At 66.9% G+C, this 23,713-nt stretch carries 26 protein-coding genes; 12 read left to right on the forward strand and 14 right to left on the reverse strand.

Translation table 11 applies throughout. The features are described 5' to 3' along the window. From NZL82_RS02690 to NZL82_RS02705, 4 genes are all read left to right on the forward strand, one after another. The coding region (locus NZL82_RS02690; protein ID WP_261268243.1) for a hypothetical protein at positions 1-307 on the forward strand (307 nt) is incomplete at its 5' end. A 118-nt stretch (positions 308-425) separates the two neighbouring features. Further along, complete coding sequence (locus NZL82_RS02695; RefSeq protein WP_261268244.1) at positions 426-839, forward strand: glycosyltransferase; 414 nt, start codon at positions 426-428, stop codon at positions 837-839. Next, entirely contained in the window at positions 836-2,314 is a 1,479-nt protein-coding gene (locus tag NZL82_RS02700) for an oligosaccharide flippase family protein (protein ID WP_261268245.1), read from the forward strand. Before NZL82_RS02695 ends, NZL82_RS02700 begins: the two co-directional genes overlap by 4 nt. A gap of 68 nt (positions 2,315-2,382) precedes the next feature. Continuing rightward, entirely contained in the window at positions 2,383-2,658 is a 276-nt protein-coding gene (locus NZL82_RS02705; RefSeq protein ID WP_261268246.1) for a hypothetical protein, read from the forward strand. An 87-nt stretch (positions 2,659-2,745) separates the two neighbouring features. Here NZL82_RS02705 and NZL82_RS02710 read toward each other — a convergent pair whose 3' ends face one another. The 6 genes from NZL82_RS02710 to NZL82_RS02735 all read right to left on the reverse strand — a co-directional run bounded on the left by NZL82_RS02710 (position 2,746) and on the right by NZL82_RS02735 (position 8,455). Further along, positions 2,746-3,582 carry a DUF4167 domain-containing protein gene (locus NZL82_RS02710; protein ID WP_261268247.1) on the reverse strand — a complete coding sequence of 279 codons (837 nt, stop codon included), beginning with the start codon at positions 3,580-3,582 and terminating at the stop codon, positions 2,746-2,748. Between the two features lie 267 nt (positions 3,583-3,849). Next, on the reverse strand, positions 3,850-4,659 hold the full coding sequence (prmC, locus tag NZL82_RS02715; RefSeq protein ID WP_261268248.1) for a peptide chain release factor N(5)-glutamine methyltransferase: 810 nt from the start codon (positions 4,657-4,659) through the stop codon (positions 3,850-3,852). A 147-nt stretch (positions 4,660-4,806) separates the two neighbouring features. Further along, positions 4,807-5,880 (reverse strand): peptide chain release factor 1, encoded by a 1,074-nt coding sequence (gene prfA / locus NZL82_RS02720; RefSeq protein WP_261268249.1) that lies wholly within the window; start codon positions 5,878-5,880, stop codon positions 4,807-4,809. Next, positions 5,877-7,127 carry a histidine--tRNA ligase gene (hisS, locus tag NZL82_RS02725; RefSeq protein WP_261268250.1) on the reverse strand — a complete coding sequence of 417 codons (1,251 nt, stop codon included), beginning with the start codon at positions 7,125-7,127 and terminating at the stop codon, positions 5,877-5,879. Before hisS ends, prfA begins: the two co-directional genes overlap by 4 nt. Positions 7,128-7,175: 48 nt before the next feature. Then, positions 7,176-7,757 (reverse strand): cysteine hydrolase family protein, encoded by a 582-nt coding sequence (locus tag NZL82_RS02730; protein ID WP_261268251.1) that lies wholly within the window; start codon positions 7,755-7,757, stop codon positions 7,176-7,178. A 110-nt stretch (positions 7,758-7,867) separates the two neighbouring features. Continuing rightward, positions 7,868-8,455, reverse strand: a complete 588-nt coding sequence (locus NZL82_RS02735) for a DUF4142 domain-containing protein (RefSeq protein ID WP_261268252.1) — start codon at positions 8,453-8,455, stop codon at positions 7,868-7,870. A gap of 143 nt (positions 8,456-8,598) precedes the next feature. On the opposite strand from NZL82_RS02735, the gene NZL82_RS02740 reads away from it, so the two are divergent. The 4 genes from NZL82_RS02740 (at position 8,599) to ppa (ending at position 12,803) form a co-directional block, all read left to right on the forward strand. Further along, positions 8,599-9,027: a DUF3597 domain-containing protein gene (locus NZL82_RS02740; protein ID WP_261268253.1), complete on the forward strand. Its 429-nt coding sequence runs from the start codon at positions 8,599-8,601 to the stop codon at positions 9,025-9,027. 388 nt (positions 9,028-9,415) lie between these two features. Further along, positions 9,416-10,075: a DUF1345 domain-containing protein gene (locus NZL82_RS02745; protein WP_261268254.1), complete on the forward strand. Its 660-nt coding sequence runs from the start codon at positions 9,416-9,418 to the stop codon at positions 10,073-10,075. A gap of 102 nt (positions 10,076-10,177) precedes the next feature. Continuing rightward, the gene (locus NZL82_RS02750) at positions 10,178-12,103 is read left to right on the forward strand and encodes a M61 family metallopeptidase (protein ID WP_261268255.1); all 1,926 of its coding nucleotides are present in this window, start codon (positions 10,178-10,180) and stop codon (positions 12,101-12,103) included. A 121-nt stretch (positions 12,104-12,224) separates the two neighbouring features. Continuing rightward, the gene (gene ppa, locus NZL82_RS02755; protein ID WP_261268256.1) at positions 12,225-12,803 is read left to right on the forward strand and encodes an inorganic diphosphatase; all 579 of its coding nucleotides are present in this window, start codon (positions 12,225-12,227) and stop codon (positions 12,801-12,803) included. Positions 12,804-12,931: 128 nt separating this feature from the next. On the opposite strand, the gene NZL82_RS02760 is transcribed toward ppa, so the two are convergent. Both NZL82_RS02760 and NZL82_RS02765 read right to left on the reverse strand, forming a co-directional pair. Then, positions 12,932-13,411, reverse strand: coding sequence for a GNAT family N-acetyltransferase (locus NZL82_RS02760; RefSeq protein WP_261268257.1), 480 nt, complete (start codon positions 13,409-13,411; stop codon positions 12,932-12,934). Beyond that, positions 13,408-14,310, reverse strand: a complete 903-nt coding sequence (locus NZL82_RS02765) for a DMT family transporter (RefSeq protein ID WP_261268258.1) — start codon at positions 14,308-14,310, stop codon at positions 13,408-13,410. Before NZL82_RS02765 ends, NZL82_RS02760 begins: the two co-directional genes overlap by 4 nt. 152 nt (positions 14,311-14,462) lie before the next feature. Between NZL82_RS02765 and NZL82_RS02770 the strand changes: the two genes are divergently transcribed. Then, positions 14,463-15,236, forward strand: coding sequence for a transporter (locus NZL82_RS02770; RefSeq protein WP_261268259.1), 774 nt, complete (start codon positions 14,463-14,465; stop codon positions 15,234-15,236). A 28-nt stretch (positions 15,237-15,264) separates the two neighbouring features. On the opposite strand, the gene NZL82_RS02775 is transcribed toward NZL82_RS02770, so the two are convergent. Together NZL82_RS02775 and ispG are read right to left on the reverse strand one after the other, a co-directional pair. Beyond that, positions 15,265-15,693 carry an NUDIX domain-containing protein gene (locus NZL82_RS02775; protein ID WP_261268643.1) on the reverse strand — a complete coding sequence of 143 codons (429 nt, stop codon included), beginning with the start codon at positions 15,691-15,693 and terminating at the stop codon, positions 15,265-15,267. A gap of 36 nt (positions 15,694-15,729) precedes the next feature. Then, the gene (gene ispG / locus NZL82_RS02780) at positions 15,730-16,857 is read right to left on the reverse strand and encodes a flavodoxin-dependent (E)-4-hydroxy-3-methylbut-2-enyl-diphosphate synthase (RefSeq protein WP_261268260.1); all 1,128 of its coding nucleotides are present in this window, start codon (positions 16,855-16,857) and stop codon (positions 15,730-15,732) included. Positions 16,858-16,933: 76 nt separating this feature from the next. Here ispG and NZL82_RS02785 point away from each other — a divergent pair, with 76 nt between their 5' ends. From NZL82_RS02785 to NZL82_RS02795, 3 genes are all read left to right on the forward strand, one after another. Then, complete coding sequence (locus NZL82_RS02785) at positions 16,934-18,085, forward strand: acyltransferase (protein ID WP_261268261.1); 1,152 nt, start codon at positions 16,934-16,936, stop codon at positions 18,083-18,085. Between the two features lie 117 nt (positions 18,086-18,202). Next, the gene (locus tag NZL82_RS02790) at positions 18,203-19,129 is read left to right on the forward strand and encodes an isoaspartyl peptidase/L-asparaginase family protein (protein ID WP_261268262.1); all 927 of its coding nucleotides are present in this window, start codon (positions 18,203-18,205) and stop codon (positions 19,127-19,129) included. A 10-nt stretch (positions 19,130-19,139) separates the two neighbouring features. Continuing rightward, positions 19,140-20,000: a S1/P1 nuclease gene (locus tag NZL82_RS02795; protein ID WP_261268263.1), complete on the forward strand. Its 861-nt coding sequence runs from the start codon at positions 19,140-19,142 to the stop codon at positions 19,998-20,000. 200 nt (positions 20,001-20,200) lie between these two features. On the opposite strand, the gene pal is transcribed toward NZL82_RS02795, so the two are convergent. Genes pal through tolR form a run of 4 tightly spaced genes read right to left on the reverse strand, consistent with a single transcriptional unit; the run spans position 20,201 to position 23,710 of the window. Beyond that, complete coding sequence (gene pal, locus NZL82_RS02800; protein ID WP_261268264.1) at positions 20,201-20,725, reverse strand: peptidoglycan-associated lipoprotein Pal; 525 nt, start codon at positions 20,723-20,725, stop codon at positions 20,201-20,203. Between the two features lie 56 nt (positions 20,726-20,781). Then, positions 20,782-22,191, reverse strand: a complete 1,410-nt coding sequence (tolB, locus tag NZL82_RS02805) for a Tol-Pal system beta propeller repeat protein TolB (protein ID WP_261268265.1) — start codon at positions 22,189-22,191, stop codon at positions 20,782-20,784. 11 nt (positions 22,192-22,202) lie between these two features. Beyond that, the gene (locus NZL82_RS02810) at positions 22,203-23,252 is read right to left on the reverse strand and encodes a cell envelope integrity protein TolA (RefSeq protein ID WP_261268266.1); all 1,050 of its coding nucleotides are present in this window, start codon (positions 23,250-23,252) and stop codon (positions 22,203-22,205) included. Continuing rightward, a complete protein-coding gene (gene tolR / locus NZL82_RS02815) occupies positions 23,252-23,710 on the reverse strand; it encodes a protein TolR (RefSeq protein ID WP_261268267.1) in 459 nt (152 codons plus the stop codon). Before tolR ends, NZL82_RS02810 begins: the two co-directional genes overlap by 1 nt. Positions 23,711-23,713 lie beyond the last annotated feature (3 nt).

Genomic DNA, 23,713 nt, shown 5'->3' on the forward strand with positions numbered 1-23,713 from the left:
CATACGAACTGGCTTATATGCTTTAACGATCTCCGAGCACCTTGTATGCCCAGAACAACCGCCAAGCCGCCGCCCGCATGTCCCTTCATCAATCAACAATGTCAAAGAGCCGACAACAAATACCGGCAACACTTCATCAACCCCGTTCCCAGGGCCCCAAGTGCGCCGATCTGTCGTGACTGCATCGGTCAGTCGTTGCGACCACCGCTGCGGTGAAACCCCTCTAGGCTCACCCTCACATGCGGTCAACATGAAAATTGCCATTTTTCTGCAAAATTTGAAAAATGGCGTATTTTCAGCCTGCTAGCCCCCGGTTCGGCTTCCGCTACCGACGGAACCATCCCAGTTTCTCAGAATCACGCCATAGCCAGCCTGGCTTTAAGGCCTTTTTAGTCACCGCTTTCTAGGGACATAGCGATACGAGTATGAGGTCGCCCCGCATCAGCGTCGCCTTTAGCGCCCATGACAACGCCGCCTATTTGACGGAGGCTTTGGATAGCAGCCTGGCGCAAAGCTTCGGCGACTTCGAGCTGGCGATCGTCGAGGGCCGTTCGACTGATGGCTCGTCCGCCATCATCGAGCGCTATGCCCTGCTCGACCGGGGCATTCGCGTAATCCGGCAGGCCAAGAGCAGATGGATCGCCAGCTTGAACCGGATCACCCAGGTCGGACGTGGCGATCATAGCGCGCTGATGGAGACGCTCGCCCTACGATATCCACTCTGCCATTCTGCGGTCATGATGCGGCGGGTACTCCTGCGATCTTGGGCCACCCGGATATCACGGTGCCATAGGCTGGCGCGTACCGAGGGCATGGCCGATCGGGAGACCGGGCGATGAGCGGTGCATCGGTGCGCGGCGCGGCGCTTTGGTCGATCGGCGCGCAATATATCGCCTTCGCGGTTCAGTTCATCGTCAGCGTGCTCATCTCCCGCTTCTTCCTGTCTCCGCCGGAGATGGGGCTTTATTCGATCGCCCTGTCCGCCGCGCTGATGGTGTCGGCGTTGCAGGATTTCGGCATCCGGCGCTTCGTCGCGGGGGAGCGCGATCTGACCGAAGAGCAGATCCGGACCTGTTTCTCCGTCTCGGTGATCTTCGCCTTCGGTATCGGCCTGTTGATCCTGGCGCTCGCCTGGCCGGTCGCGCGATTCTACGACAATGCGCGGCTGACGCCGTTGCTGGTCATCATCGCCAGCTCCTATCTGATCGTCCCCTTCGGCATCGTGCCCAGTGCGATGCTGCAACGAAGGATGGACTATTATTCGATGTTCCTGGTCAGCGTCGGCGCGGCGGTGGTCAACGCGGCGCTGTCGCTGGGGTTGGCCTGGGCCGGATTCTCGGCCTTTGCGCTGGCCTGGGCCGCGGTGGGACAGCAGGTCGCGCGTGCGCTGATCGGCCAGTGGCGCTCGGGTATCCGCCCGCCCTTTCCGCCCAGCCTGAAGGGAATCGGCCCGATCCTGCGCTTCGGGTCCAACAGTTCGCTCCTCTATATCAGCGACGCGATCAGCTCGCGCAGCCCCGATCTGGTCGTCGGCCGCGTTCTGGGCCTGACCGCCGTCGGGCTGTTCAGTCGTGGCTCCAGCCTGGGTGCGCAGTTGCAGATGCTGGTCAGCGGGGCGGTCGACGGCGTCTTCTACCCCGCCTTTGCCCGGTTGCGCGATGCGGGCGCGGAACTGGCCGCGCCCTATCAGCGCGTGGTCGCCGCCTATAGCGGGGCGACCTGGCCCGCCATGGCGTTTCTGGCGGCCGCCGCGACGCCGATCGTCCTGCTGCTTTACGGTCCCCGCTGGGCCGGGGTCGCGCCGCTGTTAAGCTGGATCGCGATCGGGCAGCTCTTCTTCGCCGCTATCCCGTTGCATTTCGAACTGCCGATCCTGCTCGGCCGTATCCGGCGGCTGGTGCTGGTCAATGCGCTGGACACGATCGCCTCGATCGGGCTGCTGGTGCTCGGCGCGTCGATCGGCCTGGAATGGGCGGCGGCATCGCGCATCCTGTATGGCGCGATCTGGTTCATCCTCTATGCCGGGCTGATGCGACCACTGACCCAATTCCGGTGGCGCGGAATGCTGATCGTCTATGCGCAAAGCCTGAGCGCGACGCTGGCGACGGTGGCGCCGTTGCTCGCAGTCTATTGCTGGGTCGCCACGCCCGAGGCGGTGGGGCTGGGGCTGCTGAGTCTGTCCGCTATCGCGGGGGTGCTCGCATGGCTGGCCGTGATCTATGCGTTGCGCCATCCGATCCGGCTGGAGATCAACGCGATCGCACAGGGCATCTGGGCCAGGATACCGATACGCCCCACCCGGCGACCCACCTGACCCCATCGCGGCGGGGGTCGCCATGGGCGCGGCTTGTTCCGACCGCGCACCGCAGCCATAGTCGGGGCATGAGCCCTCCCCCACCCGGTCTCGACGATCCCGAACCGGCGGCTTTCGCCTGGGCACGGTTCCGCCGCATCATGGCTTGGATGACGCTGGCCGCCGCCGTTGCGGTCGGCTTTTCGCTGGCCGTGCTGGCCCATGTCCATGGCCCCCTCAACGGGGTGACGATATTGGGGGTGATCGGCGGAATCGGAGGCATGGTCTTGCTGACCGGTGCGCTGATGGGGCTGGTCTTCCTCAGCTCCGGGTCGGGCCATGACGAGGATGTCGACCGGCGCTGATGTCCGAACGAGAAAGGGCCGGTCCCCGCATGATGCGAAGACCGGCCCTTTTCGGTTCCGATCGGGCATGGCGCCCGAGTGGGCGGATCAGCCCGCCGCCGCTTCCGGCTCGATCGGAGCGGCCGCGCGGACCCGACGGCGACGCGGCTTTTCCTCGACGGGAGCCTCGGCCTCGGGTGCCGGGCTGAGCGCGGGCGGCAGACGGTCGGCGTCGAAGCCGGCAGGCTCGGCGCTTTCCTGAACCTCGACCGGGCGCTCGCGACGCGGACGACCGCGACGACGGGGCGCTTCCTCCTCGACCTGGGGCGCGGGAGCCTCGGCGGCGACCACCGGTTGCGCCTCTTCGGTCATGACCGGCTGTTCGACGCGGGCCGGGCGACGATCGTCACGCGCTTCACGGCGCGGGCGCTCGTCACGGTCGCGACGAGGGCGATCTTCGCGCTGTTGAGGCTCGCGCTGTTGGGTTTCGCGTTGTTGGGTTTCGCGGGGCTGACTGTCGCGGAACTGGCGCTCGCGACGCGGCTGCTCGGCCTCGCCCTGCTGTTCGCCGGGGCGAATGGGATCGCCCTCGTCGCCATAATCCTCGGATTCGTTCTCGAAGCCGTCGTCATACTGGTCGTCGCGCGAATCCTCGCGCTGGCGACGCTGATTCTGCTCCTCGAAGCGCGAGCGGCTTTCGCTCAACACCCGGAAATAGTGATCGGCGAACTGCCAATAATATTCGGTGTTGACCCGGTCGCCCTGACGCTGCGCCTCGGTCGCCAGATTCTTGTACTTTTCGTACAACTGATTGGCGTTGCCGCGCGCGCGGTTGTCGATGCGATTGCCATTGTCGGAACGGCCGGGATTGCCACCCGGACGCTGCCCACCATTATTGCCGCCACCACGACCGCGACGGCGGCCGGCCTGCCGATTATTGATCAAGCTGTTCGTCCTTAGTCGTCAAACCAACAAGGTCCACTTTTCCCGGCACCGCGCGCGTTCCGCGCGATGCGAAGCTCTGGCGCCCAGGGGGCGCTTGCCACGGCCGCCGGACAGCAGCGACTGCATGACGAAGGGTATGGGCATCGGCCCGAAATCAAACGACCCCGAAAAACGGTGAGAGTGCCGAATGTTCGCGTGCCCCTGTGCCCGCTCTAGCGGGTCGGACCTATGTCCTTCAAGCAAAATATGGGGCATCATCGCGATTGTTCAATGTGCCAATAGGGCACGCGGCCGCCCGCCCAGATCGCGATGGAGCGTCACGGCGAATCCCTGCGCCTCCAGAAGCGAGGTGACGGCATCGGCTTGTTCATGCCCGATCTCCACCACCGCCGCGCCGCCGGGCGCCAGCAGGCGGCGCAGTTCGGGGGCGAGCCGCCGGTAATCGGCCAGCCCGTCCGGCCCGGCAAACAAGGCGGCGCCGGGTTCGTAATCGCGTACCTCAGCGGACAAGGGCTCCGCCGTTCCGATATAAGGGGGGTTGGTGACGATGCAGTCGAACGGCCCGCTCAAGGCGCTCGCCCAGTCGCCGCGCACGAAGCGCGCGCGATCGGCCATGCCGCAGGCGGAGGCATTGGCGACCGCATAGCCCAGCGCCTCGGCCGAGCGGTCGACGCCCAGCCCCCTCGCCCCCGGCCATTCGTCGAGCAAGGCGAGCAGCAGCGTCCCCGGTCCGGTGCCGAGGTCGAGCAGCGTGGCAGGCGGGCGATCCCCGAAATGCGCCAGGGCCGCGGTGATCAGCGTCTCGCTATCGGCGCGAGGGACCAGCGCGCCAGGGCCGACCATCAGGTCCAAGGTCCAGAAACCGCGGACGCCGGTGATATAGGCGACGGGTTCCTGTGCGGCGCGGCGCTCGACCAGCGGCCAGAAGCTGTCGGGTGTGCGCCGGGTCAGGTCGAGCAGCAGGGCATTGCGCTCGATCCCCAGCGCATGGGCGAGCAGCAGTTCGGCATCGAGCCGCGCGGTGGGAGAAAAGGCGAAACGCGCTGCGGCTTGGGAGAGCGCGGTACGGACGTCCACTACACCAAACCTACCACCCCGGCGGAGGCCGGGGTCCAGTCGCAGCCGGCTCGCAAGCGAAGGTCACGGCGCGCCTCGAAGGGCGTGGCGCCTGGACCCCGGCCTCCGCCGGGGTGGCGCGTGTCGGACGTAAGGGTGATACCTCCCTCACCCATCGAGCGCGGCGAGCCGTTCGGCCTCATCCTCCGCCAGCAGCGCGCCGATCAGTTCGTCCAGTTCGCCTTCCAGGATTTCGGGCAGGCGATGGAGGGTCAGGTTGATCCGGTGATCGGTCACCCGGCCTTGCGGGAAATTATAGGTGCGGATCCGCTCCGATCGGTCACCCGAGCCGACCATCGATCGGCGCGTCCCCGCCCGCTCCGCCGCCAGCCGTTCGCGCTCGGCTTCATACAGGCGGGTCCGCAGCACCTTCATCGCCTTGGCGCGGTTCTTGTGCTGCGAGCGCTCGTCCTGCTGGATAACGACCAGGCCGGTCGGAATGTGCGTGATGCGGATCGCCGAGTCGGTCGTGTTGACATGCTGCCCACCCGCGCCCGACGAGCGGTAGATGTCGATGCGCAAATCCTTGTCGTCGATCTGGAGGTCGACCTCCTCCGCTTCGGGCAGCACCGCGACGGTCGCCGCCGAGGTGTGGATCCGCCCCCCCGATTCGGTGACGGGCACGCGCTGAACCCGGTGGACGCCGGATTCGAATTTCAGCTTGGCGAAGACGCCCGCCCCGGCGACCGAGGCGACGACTTCCTTGTAACCACCCGTGTCGGGCACCGAGGCGGAGATCAGTTCGACCCGCCAGCCCTGCCGCTCGGCATAGCGCTGATACATGCGGAACAGGTCACCCGCGAACAGGGCCGCCTCGTCGCCGCCCGTTCCGGCGCGGATTTCGAGCATCGCCGCACGCTCGTCGGCGGCGTCGCGGGGGAGCAGGGCGAGCGCCAGATGCCGATCCGCCTCGGCCAACGCATTGCGGTTGGCGTGGAGTTCCTCCGCCGCCATCTCGCGCAACTCGTCGTCGCCATCCTGCGCCATGAAGGCCAAGCTGTCGGCCTCCTGCCGCAACCGGCGCACTTCGGCGGCGGCATTGGCGACCGGTTCCAGCTCGGCATATTCCTTCGACACCGCGACGAAGCGGTCCGAGGGCAGGTCGCCGGTGGCCATCATCGCCTGCAGTTCGTCGCGTCGCGCCTCGATCTGCGCGATGCGTTCGGCGGAGATGGTTTTCATGCCTGCGCCAGCGCTCCCGCCAACTCGGCCAGCGGTACCTGGGTCTGGGTGCCGTCGGCGAGCAGCTTGACGCCTGCGACGCCCGCCGCCAGTTCGTCGTCGCCCAGGATGATCGCGTGGCGAGCGCCTTGGGCGTCGGCCTTCTGCATCCGGCGCTTCATATTACCCTTATAGGCCATATCGACCGACAGCCCGGCCCGCCGCAACTCGGCGACCAGGCCGGTCGCGCGCAGCTCCGCCGCCGCGCCCATCGGCACGACGACCGCATCGATGGTCGGCTTGGCAGGCTCGTCGAGCAGCATCGCCAGCCGCTCGACACCCGCCGCCCAGCCCACACCCGCCGTGGCGGGGCCGCCCAGCGACTCGATCAGCCCGTCATAGCGGCCGCCCGCCAGCACGGTGCCTTGCGCGCCCAGCCGGTCGGTGACGAACTCGAATGCGGTGTGGCGATAATAATCCAGGCCACGCACCAGCCGCGCATTGCGCGTCCAGGCGACGCCCGCCGCATCCAGCCCCGCCGTCACCGCGTCGAAAAAGGCGCGCGCTTCGGGCGTCAGATAGGCATCGATATCCGGCGCGGCATCGGCGATCGGCCGGTCGCGCGGGTCCTTCGAATCGAGGATGCGCAGCGGGTTCTTCTCCAGCCGCACCAGACTGTCCTCGGACAACTGATCCCGGTGCGCCTCGAAATGTGCGACCAGCGCGTCGCGCCAGGCGTCGCGCGTCGCGGCATCGCCCAGCGTGTTGAGCTGGAGCGTCACGCCCTCGGATATGCCCAGTTCGCGCAGCAACTGGTCGGCCATGACCAGCAATTCGACATCCGCCGCCGGTTCGGCCGCGCCGAGGATCTCGGCGTCGATCTGGTGGAACTGGCGATACCGCCCCTTTTGCGGGCGCTCATAGCGGAAGACCGGCCCCGAGGTGACGAGCTTGAGCGGCGCATATTGCTGCCACCCCTCGGTCAGATAGGCGCGCGCGATCCCCGCAGTGAATTCGGGCCTCAGCGTCAGCATGTCGCCGCCGCGATCGGGGAAGGTGTACATCTCCTTCGACACGACGTCAGTCGTCTCGCCGATCGAGCGGGCGAAGACCTGCGTATCCTCGAACACCGGCAGGTCGAGCCGCTGAAAGGCGTAGAGGGCGTGGACATGCTCGAACGTCCGCAGCACATGCGCAAAGCGGCGCTGCTCGTCGCCGAAGATGTCCTGCGTGCCGCGCACGCGCTTGGGGGTTTCGATCCGTGCCATAGAGGTGGCGGTATCTAGGGGAGCGAGCGCCCCGGCGCTAGAGTGCGATCACGCCTCCTTGGCCAGCCAATCGGAAAGTGCCAGCTCGTCGGTCGTGCGGGTTTCTGCGCACATGCTGTGCCGCATGATCTCCAGCGCCCAGCGACGGTGCGAGTCGCTCTCGCTCGCCACCGTGTCGCCGGGTACCCACAGCTCATATTCGCGCATATGCGCATCGGCGGCGGTGAATAGCACGCAAATGTCCGCCGCCACCCCGGTCAGGATCACCCGGCTCACCCCCAGTTGCGGCAGCAACACTGGCAGGTTGGTCGCATAGAAACCCGAAAACTGGGGCTTTACGACAAAATAGTCCCGGTCGCGCGGACGCAGCGCGGCGATCAGCGCGCGGCCCGGACTGTCCTTGCGGTCGCAATGCTCCACGATCGAGGAGCGCTCCGAATGCCAATGGCCGAAATTGTCGTTGACATAGATGACCGGCACCTCCGCCGCATCCGCCTCGTCGCGGAGCGCGGTGATCCGCCGGGCGGCGGCCTCGGCGGGTTCGCGCAATTGCTCGCCGCCCTCGAAATCAAGATCGTTGATCATGTCGATGATGATCAGCGCGGCGGAATGGGGGGCGGAATCGGCCATGGCGGCAAGATGCCATGAACGGATCGGTCCGGCGTTGATCCATCTCAGTCGCCGCGATGGATGGCCCCAGCCCCCACCCCGCCCAAGGCGGAGAGGGGGCTGGGTCGGCGTCAGGCGTTCAGGCCCTTGGCCATGTTCAGATGCGCGGTGACCGTCGGGATCAAGCCGGTCGCGAAGGTCTTGAGCGGCGCGGAGTCGCCGGTCGCGGCATAGGCCTTGAGCGTGTCGAGCGTCTGCTGATGCCCGGCGGTCTGCTCGGCGATATAGGCCTGGTCGAACGCGGTGCCGTTCAGCCCCTTCAATTGGTCCAGCTTCGCCTGCTGCTCGGCGTTCAACGCGGGATCGGGGGTGATCGCCGGGGTGGCCGAACCCGCCGCGGTCTTCAGCTTGGCGGTCGAGGCGGTATGCGCCTCGATCATCTTGCGCGCATAGGACTTGACCGATGCCGAGGCGCCGTTGGTCAGGGCCAGTCTGGACGTCTCGATCTCGAAGGCGTCGCTTGCCGCCGCCGCATTGGCGAAGACCTGGGCGGCAGGAAGCGCGGCCGCCGTGGCGCCCGAATTGGGCGAGGCCTCGGTCATGCCGTTGTCGACCGTCATGTCGGTGGCGGCGTTGCTCTGCGCCTGCGGCTCGCTGCGGTTACAGCCCGCAAGGGCCAGCAGGGCGGCGGCACCAAGGGCGGTTGCGCGAATGCTCATGCCATTAAGCTCCTAAGATTATTCGACTAGGCGTCTAAGCGCGCCGTGACGCGGGACGTTCCGTCACCCATCGGACCCGAATGCCGATCGCATCGTTGGAGCCTGGCAATGCCGCTGGGCAAATCGATGAGGGAGTCTGCGTTATGAGCATCTTCGGCAATATTCTGGGCAAGATCTTCCATCATGGCGGCACCAAGCCCGCCAATGCGGCACCGGCCCCCGCGCCCACCACGACCCAGGCCGCTCCGCAGCAGCCGGCCCCCGCCCCTGCTCCGGTGACGGAGGCGACGCCCGCCGCGCCATCTGCTCCGCAATCGGTCGACGTCGGCGCGGTGCTCGCCGAGATGGCGTCGATGAAGAATGGCGGCGGCAATTACCAAAGCTCGATCGTCGATCTGCTCAAGCTGCTGGACCTGGATTCCAGCCTGGCCGCGCGCAAGGAACTGGCCGACGAACTCGGCGTGCACGCCGCCGAGGATGGCTCGGCCGAACAGAATATCGCGCTTCACAAGGCGGTGATGGCCAAGCTGGCCGAAAATGGCGGCATCGTGCCGGACAGCCTGCGCAACTGAGTTCGTCGCGGGGAGGAGGCGGGCGCCCCGCTTCCTCTCCAATATGTCCCGCCTATCACAAGCCCGTGCAAGCGCGGTGCAGGGCCCGTATTCATTCCATCCACGGCCCGACGCGGTACCGATCCCCCCTTGCCGAGCCCGGTCCGCCATGCCCCATTGCTTGGCAACCATCATAGGCGCGGCGGGACGATCTTCTTGGGTAAAGGAAAATTTCGGCTCTGCTTCGTCGCTCTGCCGATGATCGCCTGTTCGATCCTGCCGACCCTGTTGTTTGGCCTATGGCTGGGACAATGCCGGCTTCCACCTGCCGGATTGCACGGCGCATATGGCCTGATCCTATTGACCCGGCCATAGCCAAGTCTGTCCCGGCGCGCCTAAAAAGGCGTCCATGACCACCACCCGCTGGCAGCGCCTGAAGACCCATATCGGCGACCGCATCGCGCCGCCGCGCTTCGTGGCCTTCGCGCTGATCCTCATCCTGTCAGGGGCGCTGCTGATCCCGCCACTGGGGCTGACGCGCGGTATCCTGGCCGGGTTCGATCTGGCCGCGTTCCTGTTCCTGGCGTCGCTGGTACCGTTGCTGCGGCAGGGAGAGGCGGCGCGGATGCGGCGGCGGGCGGCGCGAAACGACGCCAATCGCGCGGTCCTGCTGGTCTTTTGCGGCGTGGTGCTGTTCGTCATCCTCGTCGCCGTCGGCGGCGAATTGCGCGGGCGGAACAGCGTCGTCACCATCGCGCTGGTCGTCGGCACGCTAATCATCGCCTGGTTGTTCTCGAACATCGTCTATGCGCTGCATTATGCGCATCTCTTCTATAGCGCGGGCGAGAAGGGGGATGTCGGGGGCCTGCAATTTCCCGACACGCCGGAGCCCGATTACTGGGATTTCCTCTATTTCTCGGTGACGCTGGGCATGACCTTCCAGACATCGGACGTCTCGATCACCTCGCGCGGCATGCGGCGGGTGGTGACGGGCCAGTGCCTGGCGGCGTTCATCTTCAACCTCGGCGTGGTCGCCTTCACTGTCAACGTGTTGGGCGGCGGGAGTTAGGCTGCAGGTCGCGCTACCCAGGCGACCGCCAAAAGGGTCTGGACGACTGGCCTATCGGGTGCCTAACCTGCCCGCGTCTCTTTTCGCCGCAAAAGGCTATTCATGATCCGTCCCGTGTTTCGCTCGCTGATCGTCGCGTCCCTGCTTTCGTCCGCCGCCGTCTCGCTGGCCCAGGTTCCCTCGGGCAATTCCGCCCCGGCGGCCCCCCTACCCTTCGTCAACACCATCCCCGATGCGGTCGACACCCCCTATCCGGGCACGATCAGGCTGGTGGTCGACGCCACCGATACCGATCGCGGCATCTTCCGCGTGAAGGAAACGATCCCCGTCGCCAAGGCGGGGCCGATGGCGCTGCTCTTCCCGAAATGGCTGCCCGGCGCGCACAATCCGCGCGGCGAGATCGAAAAGCTGGCAGGCCTGGTCATCAAGGCGAATGGCCGCACCCTGCCCTGGACGCGCGATCCGGTCGACGTCTTCGCCTTCCATATCGACGTGCCGGCGGGCGCGAAGCAGCTGGACCTGGAATTCCAGTTCCTGTCGGCGACCAAGCCCGATCAGGGCCGCATCGCGGTCACCCCGACGATGATCTCGCTGCAACCCAATTCGGTCAGCCTCTATCCGGCCGGTTATTACACGCGCCAGATTCCGATCCAGATGACCGCGATCTTCCCGACCGGCTGGACGGCGGCGGGCGCGGTTCCGGCCAAGGCGTCGGGTTCGACCTACACCTATGACACGACCAATTACGAGATCCTGGTCGATTCGCCGGTGCTGGCGGGCAAGTACGGCAAGGTCTTCCCGCTGACCCCGCGCGTGAACCTGAACGTCTTTGCCGACAATCCCGCCGAACTCGCCGCCAAGCCCGAGCAGATCGCCGCGCATCAGCGGCTGGTGGATCAGGCGGTCAAGGCGTTCGGCGCGCAGCATTACGATCATTACGAGTTCCTGCTGTCGATCAGCGACCAGTTGGGCGGCATCGGGCTGGAGCATCACCGCTCGTCCGAAAATGGCGTGACGCCAGGCTATTTCACCGAATGGGATTCGGGGCCGGGCCGCCGCAACCTGTTGCCGCACGAATTCACCCATAGCTGGGACGGCAAGTTCCGGCGCGGCGCCGATTTGTGGACGCCCGATTTCCGCACCCCGATGCGCAACTCGCTGCTCTGGGTCTATGAGGGGCAGACGCAATTCTGGGGCTATGTGCTCCAGGCGCGCGCGGGGCTGGTGTCGAAGCAGGATACGCTGGACCAGTACGCCTCGATCCTGGGCATCTACGACACCGCGCCCGCGCGGCAATGGCGCGACCTGCTCGACACCACCAACGACCCCATCATCTCGTCGCGCAAGCCCAAGGGCTGGACCAGCTGGCAGCGGTCGGAGGATTATTACAATGAAGGCCTGATGGTCTGGATGGAGGTCGATGCGATGCTCCGCCAGAAGTCGAACGGCACCAAGTCGATCGACGACTTCGCCAAGGCGTTCTTCGGTATCCGCAACGGCGACTGGGGCGAGGTGACCTATACGTTCCAGGATGTCGCCGACACGCTGAACGGCATCGTCCCTTATGACTGGGCGGGCTTCCTGCGCCAGCGCATCACCGAGACGGGCCAGCCCGCGCCGATCAACGGCTTTGCGATGAACGGCTATAAGCTGGTCTATACGGCCGAGCCGACCGCGACCTTCAAGCAGGGCGAAAAGGGCAGCACCAATGTCACCTATTCGCTGGGCATGACGGTGTCGAACGGCGGCGACGTCACCAGTTCAATTTGGGACAGTCCGGCGTTCAAGGCGGGGATCGATGTCGGCACGCAAATCCAGGCGGTGAATGGCGAAAGCTATTCGGGTGATCGCCTGAAGGCCGCGATCCTGGCCGCCAAGGATCCGGCCAAGCCGGTCAAGTTGGTGATAAAGAACCAGGATCGCTTCCGCGAAGTGACGCTCAACTATACCGGCGGGCCGCGTTATCCGCGTCTGCAAAAGGTCGGGACGGGCGAAACCGGGCTCGATCGTTTGCTGACCGCACGCTGACGTCTTCCTGACGACGGCGTCACCGTCCTCTATCGACACCCTATGGCGGGTTGCGCTATCGCACCCGCCATTGATTTTCCACCGGAACTCTTCCGGTTCATTGGCAAAGAAAGACCGATCGATGCGTATCGACCTCATTCCCGTCGGCAAGAGCCCGCCCGACGACATCAATGTCGTGATCGAAGTGCCGACCGGCGGCGAGCCCGTGAAATATGAATTCGACAAGGCGTCGGGCGCGCTGTTCGTCGACCGCATCCTGCACACGCCGATGCGCTATCCGGCCAATTACGGTTTCGTGCCGCACACGCTGAGCCCCGATGGCGATCCGCTCGACGCGCTGGTCGTGTCGCGCACGCCGTTCATCCCGGGCTGCGTCGTCCGCGCGCGTCCGATCGCGGTGCTCAACCTCGAAGACGAAGCCGGCGGCGACGAGAAGCTGGTCTGCGTGCCGGTCGACTCGACCTTCCCTTATTATTCCAATGTCGGCGGTCGCGACGACCTTCCCGAGATCGTGTTCCAGCAGATCGAGCACTTCTTCACCCATTACAAGGACCTGGAGAAGAAGAAGTGGGTGCGCATCGGCACCTGGGGCGACCGTGACGAAGCCCGGCGCATCGTCGTCGAGGCGATCGATCGCTATGACGACGCCAAGGCGAAGGGCGAAGAGCCCCATGATCACGACGTGCCCGGCCGCGAATAAGCACCGGCTCTCAGGTCCATGAAAAAGCCCCGGTGCGAAAGCGCCGGGGCGTTTTTTTTTGCGCCTCTCACGCGGAACGGAGCGGGGAGTAGCTCGCTGCGGCATGGATAGGCGAAGCCAGCTTCGGCCTAGCGCCCAGCCAGTCGCTCCAGCGCCTCGCCGGAAACTCGCTGGACGGTCCATTCGTCCATCGCCTGTGCACCCATCGCGCGATAGAATTCCACGGCGGGCATGTTCCAGTCGAGCACCGACCATTCGAACCGAGCCCAGCCCCGGTCGCGCGCGATCCCGGCCAGATGGACCAGCAACGCCTTGCCGACGCCCGCTCCGCGCGCCGCCGGGGTGACGTAGAGGTCCTCCAGATAAAGCCCCTGCCGCCCGGTCCAGGTCGAGAAATTGGCGAAGAACAGCGCGAAGCCGACCGGTTCGCCGTCGCGCTCGGCGATCACCGCCTCCGCCGCCGGTCGCTCGCCGAACAAAGCCGCCGCCAGCATCGGCTCGGTCGCAACGACCGCGTCGGGCTCGCGCTCGAACGCGGCGAGTTCGCGAACGAAGCCCAATATGGTCGCGCTATCGGTGCGTTCCGCCGCCCGGATGGTGATGCTCATAATCCCGCCTCGCTCTGGGGTGCCAATTTGATTTCCGACCCCGGCCGCACCGCGACGACGCACCCCGCGATGATCAGCACCGCCCCGACCAGCGTGAACGGCGACACATGTTCCCCAAACACCATATAGCCCAGGCATGCAGACCAGACGAAGGCGGTATATTCCACCGGCGCCAGGATCTGCGCTTCCGCCCGCGCATAGGCCCAAGCGATCAGCAGCGCCGACAGGCTGCCCAGCGCGGCGGCAATGACGATGGCGGGCCACTGCCCCATGGCAGGCCAGCCGGAGGCGAAGGGCGCCGCAGGAGTCATCAGCACGGCGATCACCAGCATGGTGAACAACGCCACCTCCGCCGGTCCCGCGACCTGTGCCTGCCGCCGCAGCAACACCAGGCTGACCGCATAGAGGATCGAGGCGGCGAAGATGGCCAGCGACCCCAGCACCACCTGGGTCGAGGCCTGCGCCTGCACCTCGCCTCCCGCGATCACCAGCACCCCCGTCGCCGCGATCACCGAACCCCAGATCGCGGCGCGCCTGATCCGCTCGCCCAGCGCGACCGCCGCCAGGAACAATGCGATCAGGGGAGCCAGAAAGGTCAGCGCGACGCTTTGCGCCATCGGCACCCGCGCCAGCCCCCAGAAGAACAAGAGAACCGACGCGCCCCCGGCCGCGCCGCGCGCCATATGAAGTTTCAGCGCGGCACGCCCCGGCCAGCGCCCGCCGCGCCCCAGGAACAGGATCCCGGTGATCGCCACCCCGACCCAAGACCGCCACAACACCGCGCTATAGGCGCCGCTGTCGATCGACAGTTGCTTCATCAGTGTGTCCATCACCGAATAGACGGCGATGCCCAGGGCGGCCGCGCCAAAGGCGATGACGGGGGAGGTCCGAGCACTCATCCCCCACGCGTTACCGGTGCGCAACGGCAAAGGCGAGAGCGCCCTTCCCTGGTCAGCAGGGTCGGGATCGGGCCATCGTCGAAGCCGCCTCGGGATTAAATCGCTTGCCGCATCCGTTCGCCCTTTAAAACCGGCACCAGGGGACAAAGGGTATGAAGACGGCTCTGATCGCAAGCGCGGCGACGATCATGTTGGCGGCAGCACCGGCGGGGGCACAGGTCACCGCATCGGTGGGGGCGGACTATGCGGCGGGCAAATATGGCACCGGCCAGCTGGTACGCAGCGCCAGTTCCACCGCGTCCCTGCGGGCCAGGCGCAAGCGGGTGACCGTCTTTGCCGCGCTGCCGGTGGTACAGGTCGATGCGCCGGGCAATGTCGTCGCACCGGGCGGGCCGCTGGGCCTGCCGATCTTCACCGACCCCACCCGACCCGCCACCCGCGTCCGGCGCAGTGGGTTGGGCGATGCGGTGGTCGGCGCGTCGGTCCAACTGGTCGAGCCACGTCCGCATCACCTCGCCCTCGCTCTGACCGGCAGCGCCAAGCTGCCCACCGCCTCGGCCGCGCGCGGGCTCGGCACGGGCAAGGCGGATTATTCGGTGGCGGCGGAAGCGGCGGTGCCGGGAAAGGTCACCCCCTTCGCCGCCGTCGGCCACAGCTTTGTCGGACAGCCCGACGGCTATGCCTTGCGTGACGTCACCAGCGCTCGCGGCGGCGTTGCCCTGCGCGTCGGCAAGGCCAGCGAGGTCAGCGTCTCGTACAATTACGCGTCACGGGTCAGCGACCAGATCACCGACCGGCAGGAGGTCGGCGCGGGGCTCGACACGGCGCTGTCGCAACGCCTGTCGCTGGGCGTCCAGGGCAGCGCGGGGGTCAGTCGCGGTGCGCCCGATGCGGCCGCGGGCGTTCGGCTGGGGCTCCGGCTGTAATTGCGATCCCACACCGGCGGAAAGGGCTTCAGCAACCCTGCCGATGTCGTGGCAGGATATGGTCGCGGGTCAACGGGGCGAGTGGCAGGGCGTCGGCCTCAGCCGGATCCACCCACAAGGCCTCGGCGATCTCGGCCGCCGGCACCGGATCGTGATCGGTACACAGATGGAAGACGTGCGCATCGACCCGGTGGTCGGGCTCATTGACCGCCGGTGCCGAAAATCGTCCCAGCGGCCGGAATTCGGAAGGAGCGACGATCAGCCCGATCTCTTCGTTCAGTTCGCGGGCCAGCGCGGCGGCGGGTTCCTCGCCCGGTTCGATCTTGCCGCCCGCCTGCATGAAGAAGCGGCTGCTGGCCTTGCGGACCAGCAGCACGTGTCCCGCTCGATCCTCGATCAGGGCGGCGGCAATGTGGATGACGGTCATGACGGTACCGTAACGGCGCGCCGTTCCCACCCGCAAGGGACATCCTCGCTCGCGGGCTGGAACAGGCTACTCCGCCGCGATCGCCGCCTTGGCGACGTCGGCGGCTTCCAGTTCGGCGGCCTTGGCCTCGACCAGCTTGACGATATGGTCGACCATGTCGGCATCCTCGACCGTGTGGTCGGTCAGGCCGGACAGATAGACCATGTGCTTGCCGTTACCGCCGCCGGTCACGCCGATATCGGTCTCGCGCGCTTCGCCCGGACCGTTGACGACGCAGCCCAGTACCGACAGCGACATGGGCGTGCGGATATGCTGCAGCCGTTCCTCCAGCACCTGCACGGTGCGGATCACGTCGAAACCCTGCCGCGCGCAGGACGGACAGGACACGACGCGCACGCCGCGATTGCGGATGCCCAGCGCCTTCAGGATTTCGAAGCCGACGCGCACCTCTTCCTCGGGCTCGGCCGAGAGCGAGACGCGGATCGTGTCGCCGATGCCGAACCATAGCAGCGAGCCGATGCCGATCGAGGACTTGACCGTTCCGCCGATCAGCCCGCCCGCCTCGGTGATGCCCAGATGCAGCGGGCAGTCGGTCGCCTCGGCCAGCCCCTGATAGGCGGCCACCGCCAGGAAGACGTCGGACGCCTTCACCGCGACCTTATATTCGTGGAAGTCGTGGTCCTGGAGCAGCTTGATGTGATCGAGCGCCGATTCGACCAAAGCCTCGGGACAGGGCTCGCCATATTTTTCGAGCAGGTCCTTTTCCAGCGACCCGGCATTGACCCCAATTCGGATCGCACAGCCATTGGCCTTGGCGGCGCGCACCACCTCGGCGACGCGCTCGGACGATCCGATATTGCCCGGATTGATGCGCAGACAGGCCGCGCCCGCATCGGCCGCTTCCAGCGCGCGCTTATAGTGGAAATGGATGTCCGCGACGATCGGCACCCGCGCCGCCTTGGTGATCTTGGCCAGCGCGGCGGTCGAATCGGTGTCGGGGCAGGAGACGCGGATGATGTCCGCCCCCGCCTCTTCGCAGCGCCGGATCTGGTTGATCGTGGCGACCGGATCGCTGGTCGGGGTGTTGGTCATGGTCTGCACGGTGACGGGGGCGTCGCCACCCACGGGCACGTTGCCCACCATGATCTGACGGCTTTGGCGGCGGACGATGTCGCGCCAGGGACGAATGGACATGGGCCCTTATATACGCGCTGCGAGTTGCGGTTCAAAGTCAGTGCTGTACCAGACCTCCCAAAATGACCACGACCCCATGACCGCCGCCGCCCCCATCCCCCGCCATTACGGCCTAGACTGGTTGCGCGTCGGCGCCTTCGCCATCCTGATCCTCTATCATATCGGCATGGTGTTCGTGCCCTGGGGGTTCCATGTGCAGCTCGCCCGGCTGCCCTGGGTCGCGATTCCGATGCTGGCGAGCAATCCGTGGCGGCTGATGCTGTTGTTCGTCGTTTCGGGTTATGCCACCCGCGCGCTGGCGGTGCGGCATCCGACGATCCTCAGCTTCGTGCGGGGGCGAAGCCTGCGCCTTCTCGTTCCGCTGCTGTTCGGCATCGTGGTGCTGGTGCCGCCGCAAATCTGGGCGGAGCTGGCGAGCAAATATAGCTATCCGGGCTCCTACGCGACCTTCTGGCTGCACGATTGGCTGGGCTTTCGGGCGATCGGCGGCGTGGTGCCGACACCTGCCTGGAATCATCTGTGGTTCGTCGGCTATCTCTGGGTCTATACCATGGCGGTGGCGGCGATGCTGGCGCTGGGCCGTCCCTTTGCGGTGGCGGCGCAGCGCCTGTTCGACCGCGTGTTCGGCGGATGGGGCGGCGCGGTGCTGCCGCTGGTATGGCTGATGCTGGTCGATATTCGCTTCTTCCCCGGCCAGTCGGAGACGCATGCCCTGCTCGGCGACTGGCTGGCCCATGCCATCTATTTTCCCGCATTGCTGTTCGGATTGAGCATGGCGGGGTCGGAGCGGGTGTTGGACAGCTTCCGGCGCGGCTGGGCGGTGGCGGGCCTGATCGCGCTTGCCAGCTATGGCGTGGCGGCGGGGCTGGAATGGCGCTGGCCCGGTCTGGCGGGGGCGCCGCCGGGCTTCGGCATCGTCTTCGCGGGCGCGCGGGCGGTGCAGGGCTGGATGGCGGTCGTCGCGCTGATCGGCATCGCCGAGCGATTCTGGAACCGCGATCACCCGTGGCGGCGGACGCTGACCGAGGCAGTCTTCCCTTTCTATCTGATCCACCAGACGATCATCATCCTCGTCGCCTTCTATCTGCGGCGGGCCGGGCTGCCGCTATGGCTGGACGCGCTGGTGCTGATCGCCGCGACCGTGGCGGGATGCTGGGCCTTTTACCGGATCGGACGCGAGGTGCGCTGGCTTCGTCCGTTGATCGGCCTACGGCCTAGGGTCCGTTGATCGGCCTACGGCCCAGGGCCCGCTGGTCGATCTGGGGCCGGTGGGGGATGGCAGGAAAGCCGCGATCTGATAGGGGCGCGGCGCAATTTCCCCCTTTGGCTTATCGGAGTTTCGTCCATGTCCGCTTGCTGGTCGCTGGTCATCCATGGCGGCGCGGGCCGGATTACCCGCGACGTCCTGACGCCCGAGCAGGATGCGGGCGCGCGGGCCGGCCTCGACGCCGCGCTGAAGGCCGGGTCGGCGGTGCTGGCGGCGGGCGGCGGCGCGCTGGATGCCGTCGAGGCGGCGGTGCGCGTGCTGGAGGACGACCCGCATTTCAACGCTGGCCGCGGGGCCTGCTTCACCCGGGAGGGCACCAACGAACTCGACGCCGCGATCATGGACGGGCGCGACCGGCGCGCGGGCTCGGTCGCAGGCGTCACCCGCACCCGCAATCCCGTGTCGCTCGCCCGCAAGGTGATGGAGGCCAGCCCGCATGTCCTGCTCGCCGGGGCGGGGGCGGACCGATTCGCGATCGAACAGAGCGTCGAACAGGTCGATCCCGCCTGGTTCCACACCGACGAACGCCGCCGCCAACTCGACGAACTCCTGTCGCGCAACGCCGACGCGTTCGACAGCGACATGAAATATGGCACGGTCGGCGCGGTCGCCTGCGACACGCAGGGCCATGTCGCCGCCGCGACTTCGACGGGCGGCGTGACGGGGAAGCGCTGGGGCCGGATCGGCGATTCGCCGCTGGTCGGAGCGGGAACCTATGCCGACGACCGGGCGTGCGCGGTGTCCTGCACCGGATCGGGCGAGGTCTTCATCCGGGTCGGCGTCGGGCATGAGATCGCGGCACGCCGCCGCTTCACCGGCGACAGCTTCCAGGCCGCCGCCGACTTGGTGCTGGCCGAGGTGAAGGCGCTGGGCGGCACCGGCGGCACCATCCTGGCCGGGCCCGATGGCACGATTGCATGGAGCATGACGACCGCGGGCATGTATCGCGGCCGTGCGACGAGTGGCGGCGAACACAGGGTGGCGATCTACGCCGACGAGGGATAAAACCCGCGCCATGAAGCACTTGCGCCTTTTCGTCGCGATGATCGCGGCGTCGTTCCTCACCTCCCCCGCCGCCGCCTATTGGGAATATGGGCATGAGACCGTCGCGGCCATCGCCTGGGCCAATATCACGCCCCATGCGCGCGCCGAGATCCGCCGGATCCTGCGCGCGGAAGGCGAGCTCGACACACCGACCTGCCCGGTGCGGACGATCGAGGAAGCCAGCGTCTGGCCCGATTGCGTCAAGCCGCTGAAGGACGCGGATGGCAAGTCGCGCTTCGGCTATGCTTATAGCTGGCATTATCAGAATGTGGACATCTGCCAGCCCTTTCGCCTGCCGCCCGCATGCGACACCGGCGATTGCGTATCGGCGCAGATTCCGCGGCAGCTTGCGATCCTGAAGGACAAGCACGGCAGCCCGAAGGACAGGGTGATGGCGCTGGCCTTTCTGGTCCATTTCGTCGGCGACCTTCACCAGCCGCTCCATGCCGGGGATAAGGGCGACAAGGGCGGCAACGATACCCATGTCGATTATGGCGACTATGCGACCGCGCGGCTGAACCTGCATTCGATCTGGGACGGATTGCTGGCCGAGCGGGCGATCTCGACACCCCCTAAATTGGTCCGCGCCTATCCGGCGGCCGAGCGGCGGCGTGAGGCAGCGGGCGGCGTGATGGCCTGGAGTCGCGAGAACTGGGCGGTCGCCAAGCGCGCCTATGCCGCCGCAATGGGCGGCGATCCCTGCCAGCCGACCCCCGCGCATATGACGATGGATGACGCCGCGATCCGGGCAATGGCCCCGGTCGAGCGCGAGCAGGTGAAGCGGGGCGGGTTGCGGCTGGCGAAGCTGCTGAACCGAGCCTTTAGAGGCTGAACGCCCGACACCCGTTCGCACGGAGCGAAGTCGAAGTCCGCGCCCCGGAGCTTGCCGAAAGCGCGTCCCGTGGCCTTCGACTTCGCTCAGGCTGAACGGAATTTTGGGGATGGCCCGCCGGGCGGGCAATCCCTCTGCGCCTCTGCGCGAACCCGAGAAAAAAGGCCCGGCTTCCTTTTGGAAGACCGGGCCTTTTCACATCAGCTCAACACCACCGTCACCGCGCGGCGATTCTGCGCATAGCTGGCTTCGTCCGAACCCAGCGCGATCGGGCGCTCCTTGCCATAGCTGATGACGTTCATTCGGTCCGGCGACACGCCCCGCGCGGCCAGATAGTTCTTGGCGGCGTTCGCACGGCGATCGCCCAGCGCCAGATTATATTCGCGGGTGCCGCGCTCGTCGCAATGCCCCTCGATGGTGAGGCGGACATTGGGATAACGCTGCAACCAGGCGGCCTGGCTGTCCAGGATCGCACGCGCCTCGGGATCGATGTCATATTGGTCGAGCCCGAAATGAACCGTGTTCGACGTCACCGAACGGCGGAAGTCCGCGTCCGAACCCGGCACGATCGCGCCGTCGGTGCTGGTGTTCGCACCGGCATTGGGGTCGACGCCCGCATTCTGGTCCACCGGCGCGGGCGGCAGCACTTCGGGCCGCTTCTTGGCACAGCCGGCGATCGCGAGCGCCATCGTGGCGACGACGAGCGTGGTCTTGATCTTGGTCACTGGACTATCACTCCCTTTAGGTTCGTTTCGCCCCCGAAACTCTTGCTCGTAAACGCTTACGGTCGCAACGGCCCCCAGGCCGGATCCGATCCGTCGAGCGGCGTCGGAATCCGACGCTCATTCACCCCGGTCAGGTCGACCATCCACACGTCCGCCTTGCCCGACGCGCCTTGCGTCGAACGCTGGAAGGTGATGACGCGGCCATTGGGGGACCAGCTCGGCCCTTCGTCCTGCCAGCTATTGGTCAGCAGCTTTTCGCCGCCGCCCGACGGATTCATGATGCCGATGCGGAACGCCCCGCCCAGCTTGGTGAAGGCGATCAGGTCGCCGCGCGGGCTCCATACCGGCGTTGCATAGCGCCCGCCGCCGAAGCTGATCCGCTGCTGGTTCGACCCATCGGCGTTCATCACGTAGATCTGCTGTCCGCCCGATCGGTCGCTCTCGAACACGATCTTCGCACCGTCGGGGGAATAGCTGCCGCCGGTGTCGATGCCGGGCGCGTTGGTCAGCCGCTGCGGCGTGCCCCCCTGCGCCGAGACGCGATAGATGTCGGTGTTCCCCGCCTGCGCCATCGAGAACAGGATCCAGCGGCCATCGGGCGAGAAGCGCGGCGCGAAGGTCGTCGCGGCATTCTGCACCACCAGTCGCTGGCGACCCGATCCGATGTCATAGACATAGATGGCGGGCCGCTTGTCGATATAGGACATATAGACGATCGACTGCTGGTTCGGCGCGAAGCGGGGGGTCAGCACGATCGACTGGCCGTTGGTCAGGAAGCGATGATTCGCGCCGTCCTGGTCCATGATCGCCAGCCGCTTGATCCGCCGCGCCTTCGGGCCCGTCTCCGAGACATAGGTGACGCGGCTGTCGAAATAGGGGCCTTCGCCGGTCAGCTTGGTATAGATGGTGTCCGCGCATTTATGCGCCGCGCGCCGCCAGTCGGAAGGCGGGACCACGAAACCCTGCCGCGCCAATTCGCTGCGCGCCAGCACGTCGTACAGATAGCAACTGACCGTCAGCGTCCCGTCGCCATTGGCGCGGACATAGCCCTGGACCAGCGCCTGTGCGCCGGTGCCGTTCCAATAGTCGAAGGCGGGCGCGGTCACTTCCGGGAAGGACACGGTGCGAAGCTGCGCTGGCGGGACGGGCGTGAACAGCCCCGAATTGCGCAGGTCGTTGGCGATGATCTGCGACAATTGCTGGCCGACCACATCGGTCGTGCCCGCCGCGGTCTGGACCACCGCGCTGGTCGGCATCGCCGGAATGGCGATCGGCATCGGCGCGGAGATGCCGCCCTCGACATCAACGACCAGCCCTTCCTGACCATTGGCGGGGGCGGTCGCGGGCTGCTGCCCGGCGGGCGGGGCGGCCTGGTCCTGCGGCTGGGGCGCGGGCACGTCCTGAGCACCCACGGCGCTGGCCGCCAGCGCCAGAGTGAGCGGAAGAGTCAGCAGGGAACGGGGCATAAGCATCATCCTCAACCCGGAAGTTTGTAGCGCAGCGTGAAATTGCTCCAGCCGCCCGGTACGTCATAAAGTTCGGTGGGCAGACCACGTAGCGGCGAGCACCCCTTGAAGGTCGCGATCGCCAGCGCGTCGACGCGGTCGACATAGCGTTCATTCTCGCCGTCGACGCCGCTATGCCCCATCACGCGTGGTTCGCCGGCCAGGCTGCCGTCGCGGTTGAGCCGCAAATTCATCGTCACGCGGATCCGCTCCGCGCCCGGCCCCGGCGTTACCTGCCGATTGGCGCAGGGCTGTACCTGCCGGAGAATCGCCGAGGCGATATTGGCGAGCTGCTGTGCGCCGATCTTCGCGGCGGGGGCGGCGGTCGACTTGGACGGCGACGCGTCGGGCGAGAGGCCCTTCAGGAAATTGTCGCCCAGTCGCGATCCGCGCGGCTTGGCGGCCGTCGCGGTCGCGCTGCTGCCGCTACCGCGTGCGGGCGTCGCCGGCCTGTTGGGGGACGGCTTGGCCGCCGATTGGCTGGGCCTGGCAGGCGCGGAGGGCTTGGCCGCCGGAGCCGGTTTGGCGGGCGCAGGCTTGGCCGGTGCCGGTTTCGCAGGCGCGGGCTTCGTCGGCTGGGGCTTGGCCGGTTGCGGCTTGGGCTGTGGCTTTTCCGCGGGCTTCGGGCGCGGTTGCGGCTTGGGTTCCGGCTTGGGCACGGGGCGCGGCTCGGGCTTGGGAGCGGGCGCCGGTTGGGGCTTTGGCCGGGGCTGGGGCTGCGGTTTCGGCTGGGGCGCGGGCGGAGGCGGTGCGGGCTGGGGCTCCGGCTCGGCCTCGACCGGCTCGGGCGGGGCGGCGTCCTCGGGTGCGCCCTCCTCCGGCGCGATCGACTGGGCCGGTTGCTGGTTGGGCGTGGGCGACTCGGCCTCCAGCGCGACATCCTTGACCAGCGAGATGTCGATCGGGGTGACCTTCAGCTTTTCGGGATTCGGTGTCGACAGAAAGCCGACCGACAACAGGCCGAACAGGACGATATGCCCCGCGACCGCAACGGCCAATCCGATCCGCTCGCCACGCTCCATCAGCGGGGGCCCGCCCCCTCGCCAGCACCACCCTCGACCGTCACCAGCGATACGCGGTCGAGACCGGCGCGGTTCAGCTCGCCCATCACCCGCATCACCCGGCCATAGTCCAGTGCCCGGTCGGCGCGCAGATAGACTTGCGGCACCTGCCCGTCGGGGCCTTTGCGCACTGCGATCGCGTCCAGCCGGGCGGGCAGGTCGGCCTCGGTGATCTCATCCTCGTTCAGGTACATCCGTCCCTGTTCGTCGATCGAAATCTGTTCGGGCTTCTGTTCCTGCTCCAGGGCCTTGGCGCGGCTGTCGGGCAGGTTGACCGGCACGCCGGTGGTCAACAGCGGCGCGGTCACCATGAAGATGATCAGCAGCACCAGCATCACGTCGACCAAAGGCGTGACGTTGATGTCCGCCATCGGCGCACGGCGACCCCGGCCGGAGCGGGAGGGAAGGTTCATGGCCATCGC

It is taken from the genome of Sphingomonas sp. LC-1 (assembly GCF_025371035.1).
Lineage (GTDB): Bacteria > Pseudomonadota > Alphaproteobacteria > Sphingomonadales > Sphingomonadaceae > Sphingomonas > Sphingomonas sanguinis_E.

What these genes read in the sequence shown, in the direction of transcription:
- NZL82_RS02695 (WP_261268244.1), top strand. Translation starts at nt 426, where the DNA reads ATGAGGTCGCCCCGCATCAGCGTCGCCTTTAGCGCCCATGACAACGCC.
- NZL82_RS02700 (WP_261268245.1), top strand. Translation starts at nt 836, where the DNA reads ATGAGCGGTGCATCGGTGCGCGGCGCGGCGCTTTGGTCGATCGGCGCG.
- NZL82_RS02705 (WP_261268246.1), top strand. Translation starts at nt 2,383, where the DNA reads ATGAGCCCTCCCCCACCCGGTCTCGACGATCCCGAACCGGCGGCTTTC.
- prfA (WP_261268249.1), bottom strand. Translation starts at nt 5,880, where the DNA reads ATGAAAACCATCTCCGCCGAACGCATCGCGCAGATCGAGGCGCGACGC.
- hisS (WP_261268250.1), bottom strand. Translation starts at nt 7,127, where the DNA reads ATGGCACGGATCGAAACCCCCAAGCGCGTGCGCGGCACGCAGGACATC.
- NZL82_RS02730 (WP_261268251.1), bottom strand. Translation starts at nt 7,757, where the DNA reads ATGGCCGATTCCGCCCCCCATTCCGCCGCGCTGATCATCATCGACATG.
- NZL82_RS02735 (WP_261268252.1), bottom strand. Translation starts at nt 8,455, where the DNA reads ATGAGCATTCGCGCAACCGCCCTTGGTGCCGCCGCCCTGCTGGCCCTT.
- NZL82_RS02740 (WP_261268253.1), top strand. Translation starts at nt 8,599, where the DNA reads ATGAGCATCTTCGGCAATATTCTGGGCAAGATCTTCCATCATGGCGGC.
- NZL82_RS02745 (WP_261268254.1), top strand. Translation starts at nt 9,416, where the DNA reads ATGACCACCACCCGCTGGCAGCGCCTGAAGACCCATATCGGCGACCGC.
- NZL82_RS02750 (WP_261268255.1), top strand. Translation starts at nt 10,178, where the DNA reads ATGATCCGTCCCGTGTTTCGCTCGCTGATCGTCGCGTCCCTGCTTTCG.
- ppa (WP_261268256.1), top strand. Translation starts at nt 12,225, where the DNA reads ATGCGTATCGACCTCATTCCCGTCGGCAAGAGCCCGCCCGACGACATC.
- NZL82_RS02760 (WP_261268257.1), bottom strand. Translation starts at nt 13,411, where the DNA reads ATGAGCATCACCATCCGGGCGGCGGAACGCACCGATAGCGCGACCATA.
- NZL82_RS02765 (WP_261268258.1), bottom strand. Translation starts at nt 14,310, where the DNA reads ATGAGTGCTCGGACCTCCCCCGTCATCGCCTTTGGCGCGGCCGCCCTG.
- NZL82_RS02770 (WP_261268259.1), top strand. Translation starts at nt 14,463, where the DNA reads ATGAAGACGGCTCTGATCGCAAGCGCGGCGACGATCATGTTGGCGGCA.
- ispG (WP_261268260.1), bottom strand. Translation starts at nt 16,857, where the DNA reads ATGTCCATTCGTCCCTGGCGCGACATCGTCCGCCGCCAAAGCCGTCAG.
- NZL82_RS02785 (WP_261268261.1), top strand. Translation starts at nt 16,934, where the DNA reads ATGACCGCCGCCGCCCCCATCCCCCGCCATTACGGCCTAGACTGGTTG.
- NZL82_RS02790 (WP_261268262.1), top strand. Translation starts at nt 18,203, where the DNA reads ATGTCCGCTTGCTGGTCGCTGGTCATCCATGGCGGCGCGGGCCGGATT.
- NZL82_RS02795 (WP_261268263.1), top strand. Translation starts at nt 19,140, where the DNA reads ATGAAGCACTTGCGCCTTTTCGTCGCGATGATCGCGGCGTCGTTCCTC.
- tolB (WP_261268265.1), bottom strand. Translation starts at nt 22,191, where the DNA reads ATGCCCCGTTCCCTGCTGACTCTTCCGCTCACTCTGGCGCTGGCGGCC.
- NZL82_RS02810 (WP_261268266.1), bottom strand. Translation starts at nt 23,252, where the DNA reads ATGGAGCGTGGCGAGCGGATCGGATTGGCCGTTGCGGTCGCGGGGCAT.
- tolR (WP_261268267.1), bottom strand. Translation starts at nt 23,710, where the DNA reads ATGGCCATGAACCTTCCCTCCCGCTCCGGCCGGGGTCGCCGTGCGCCG.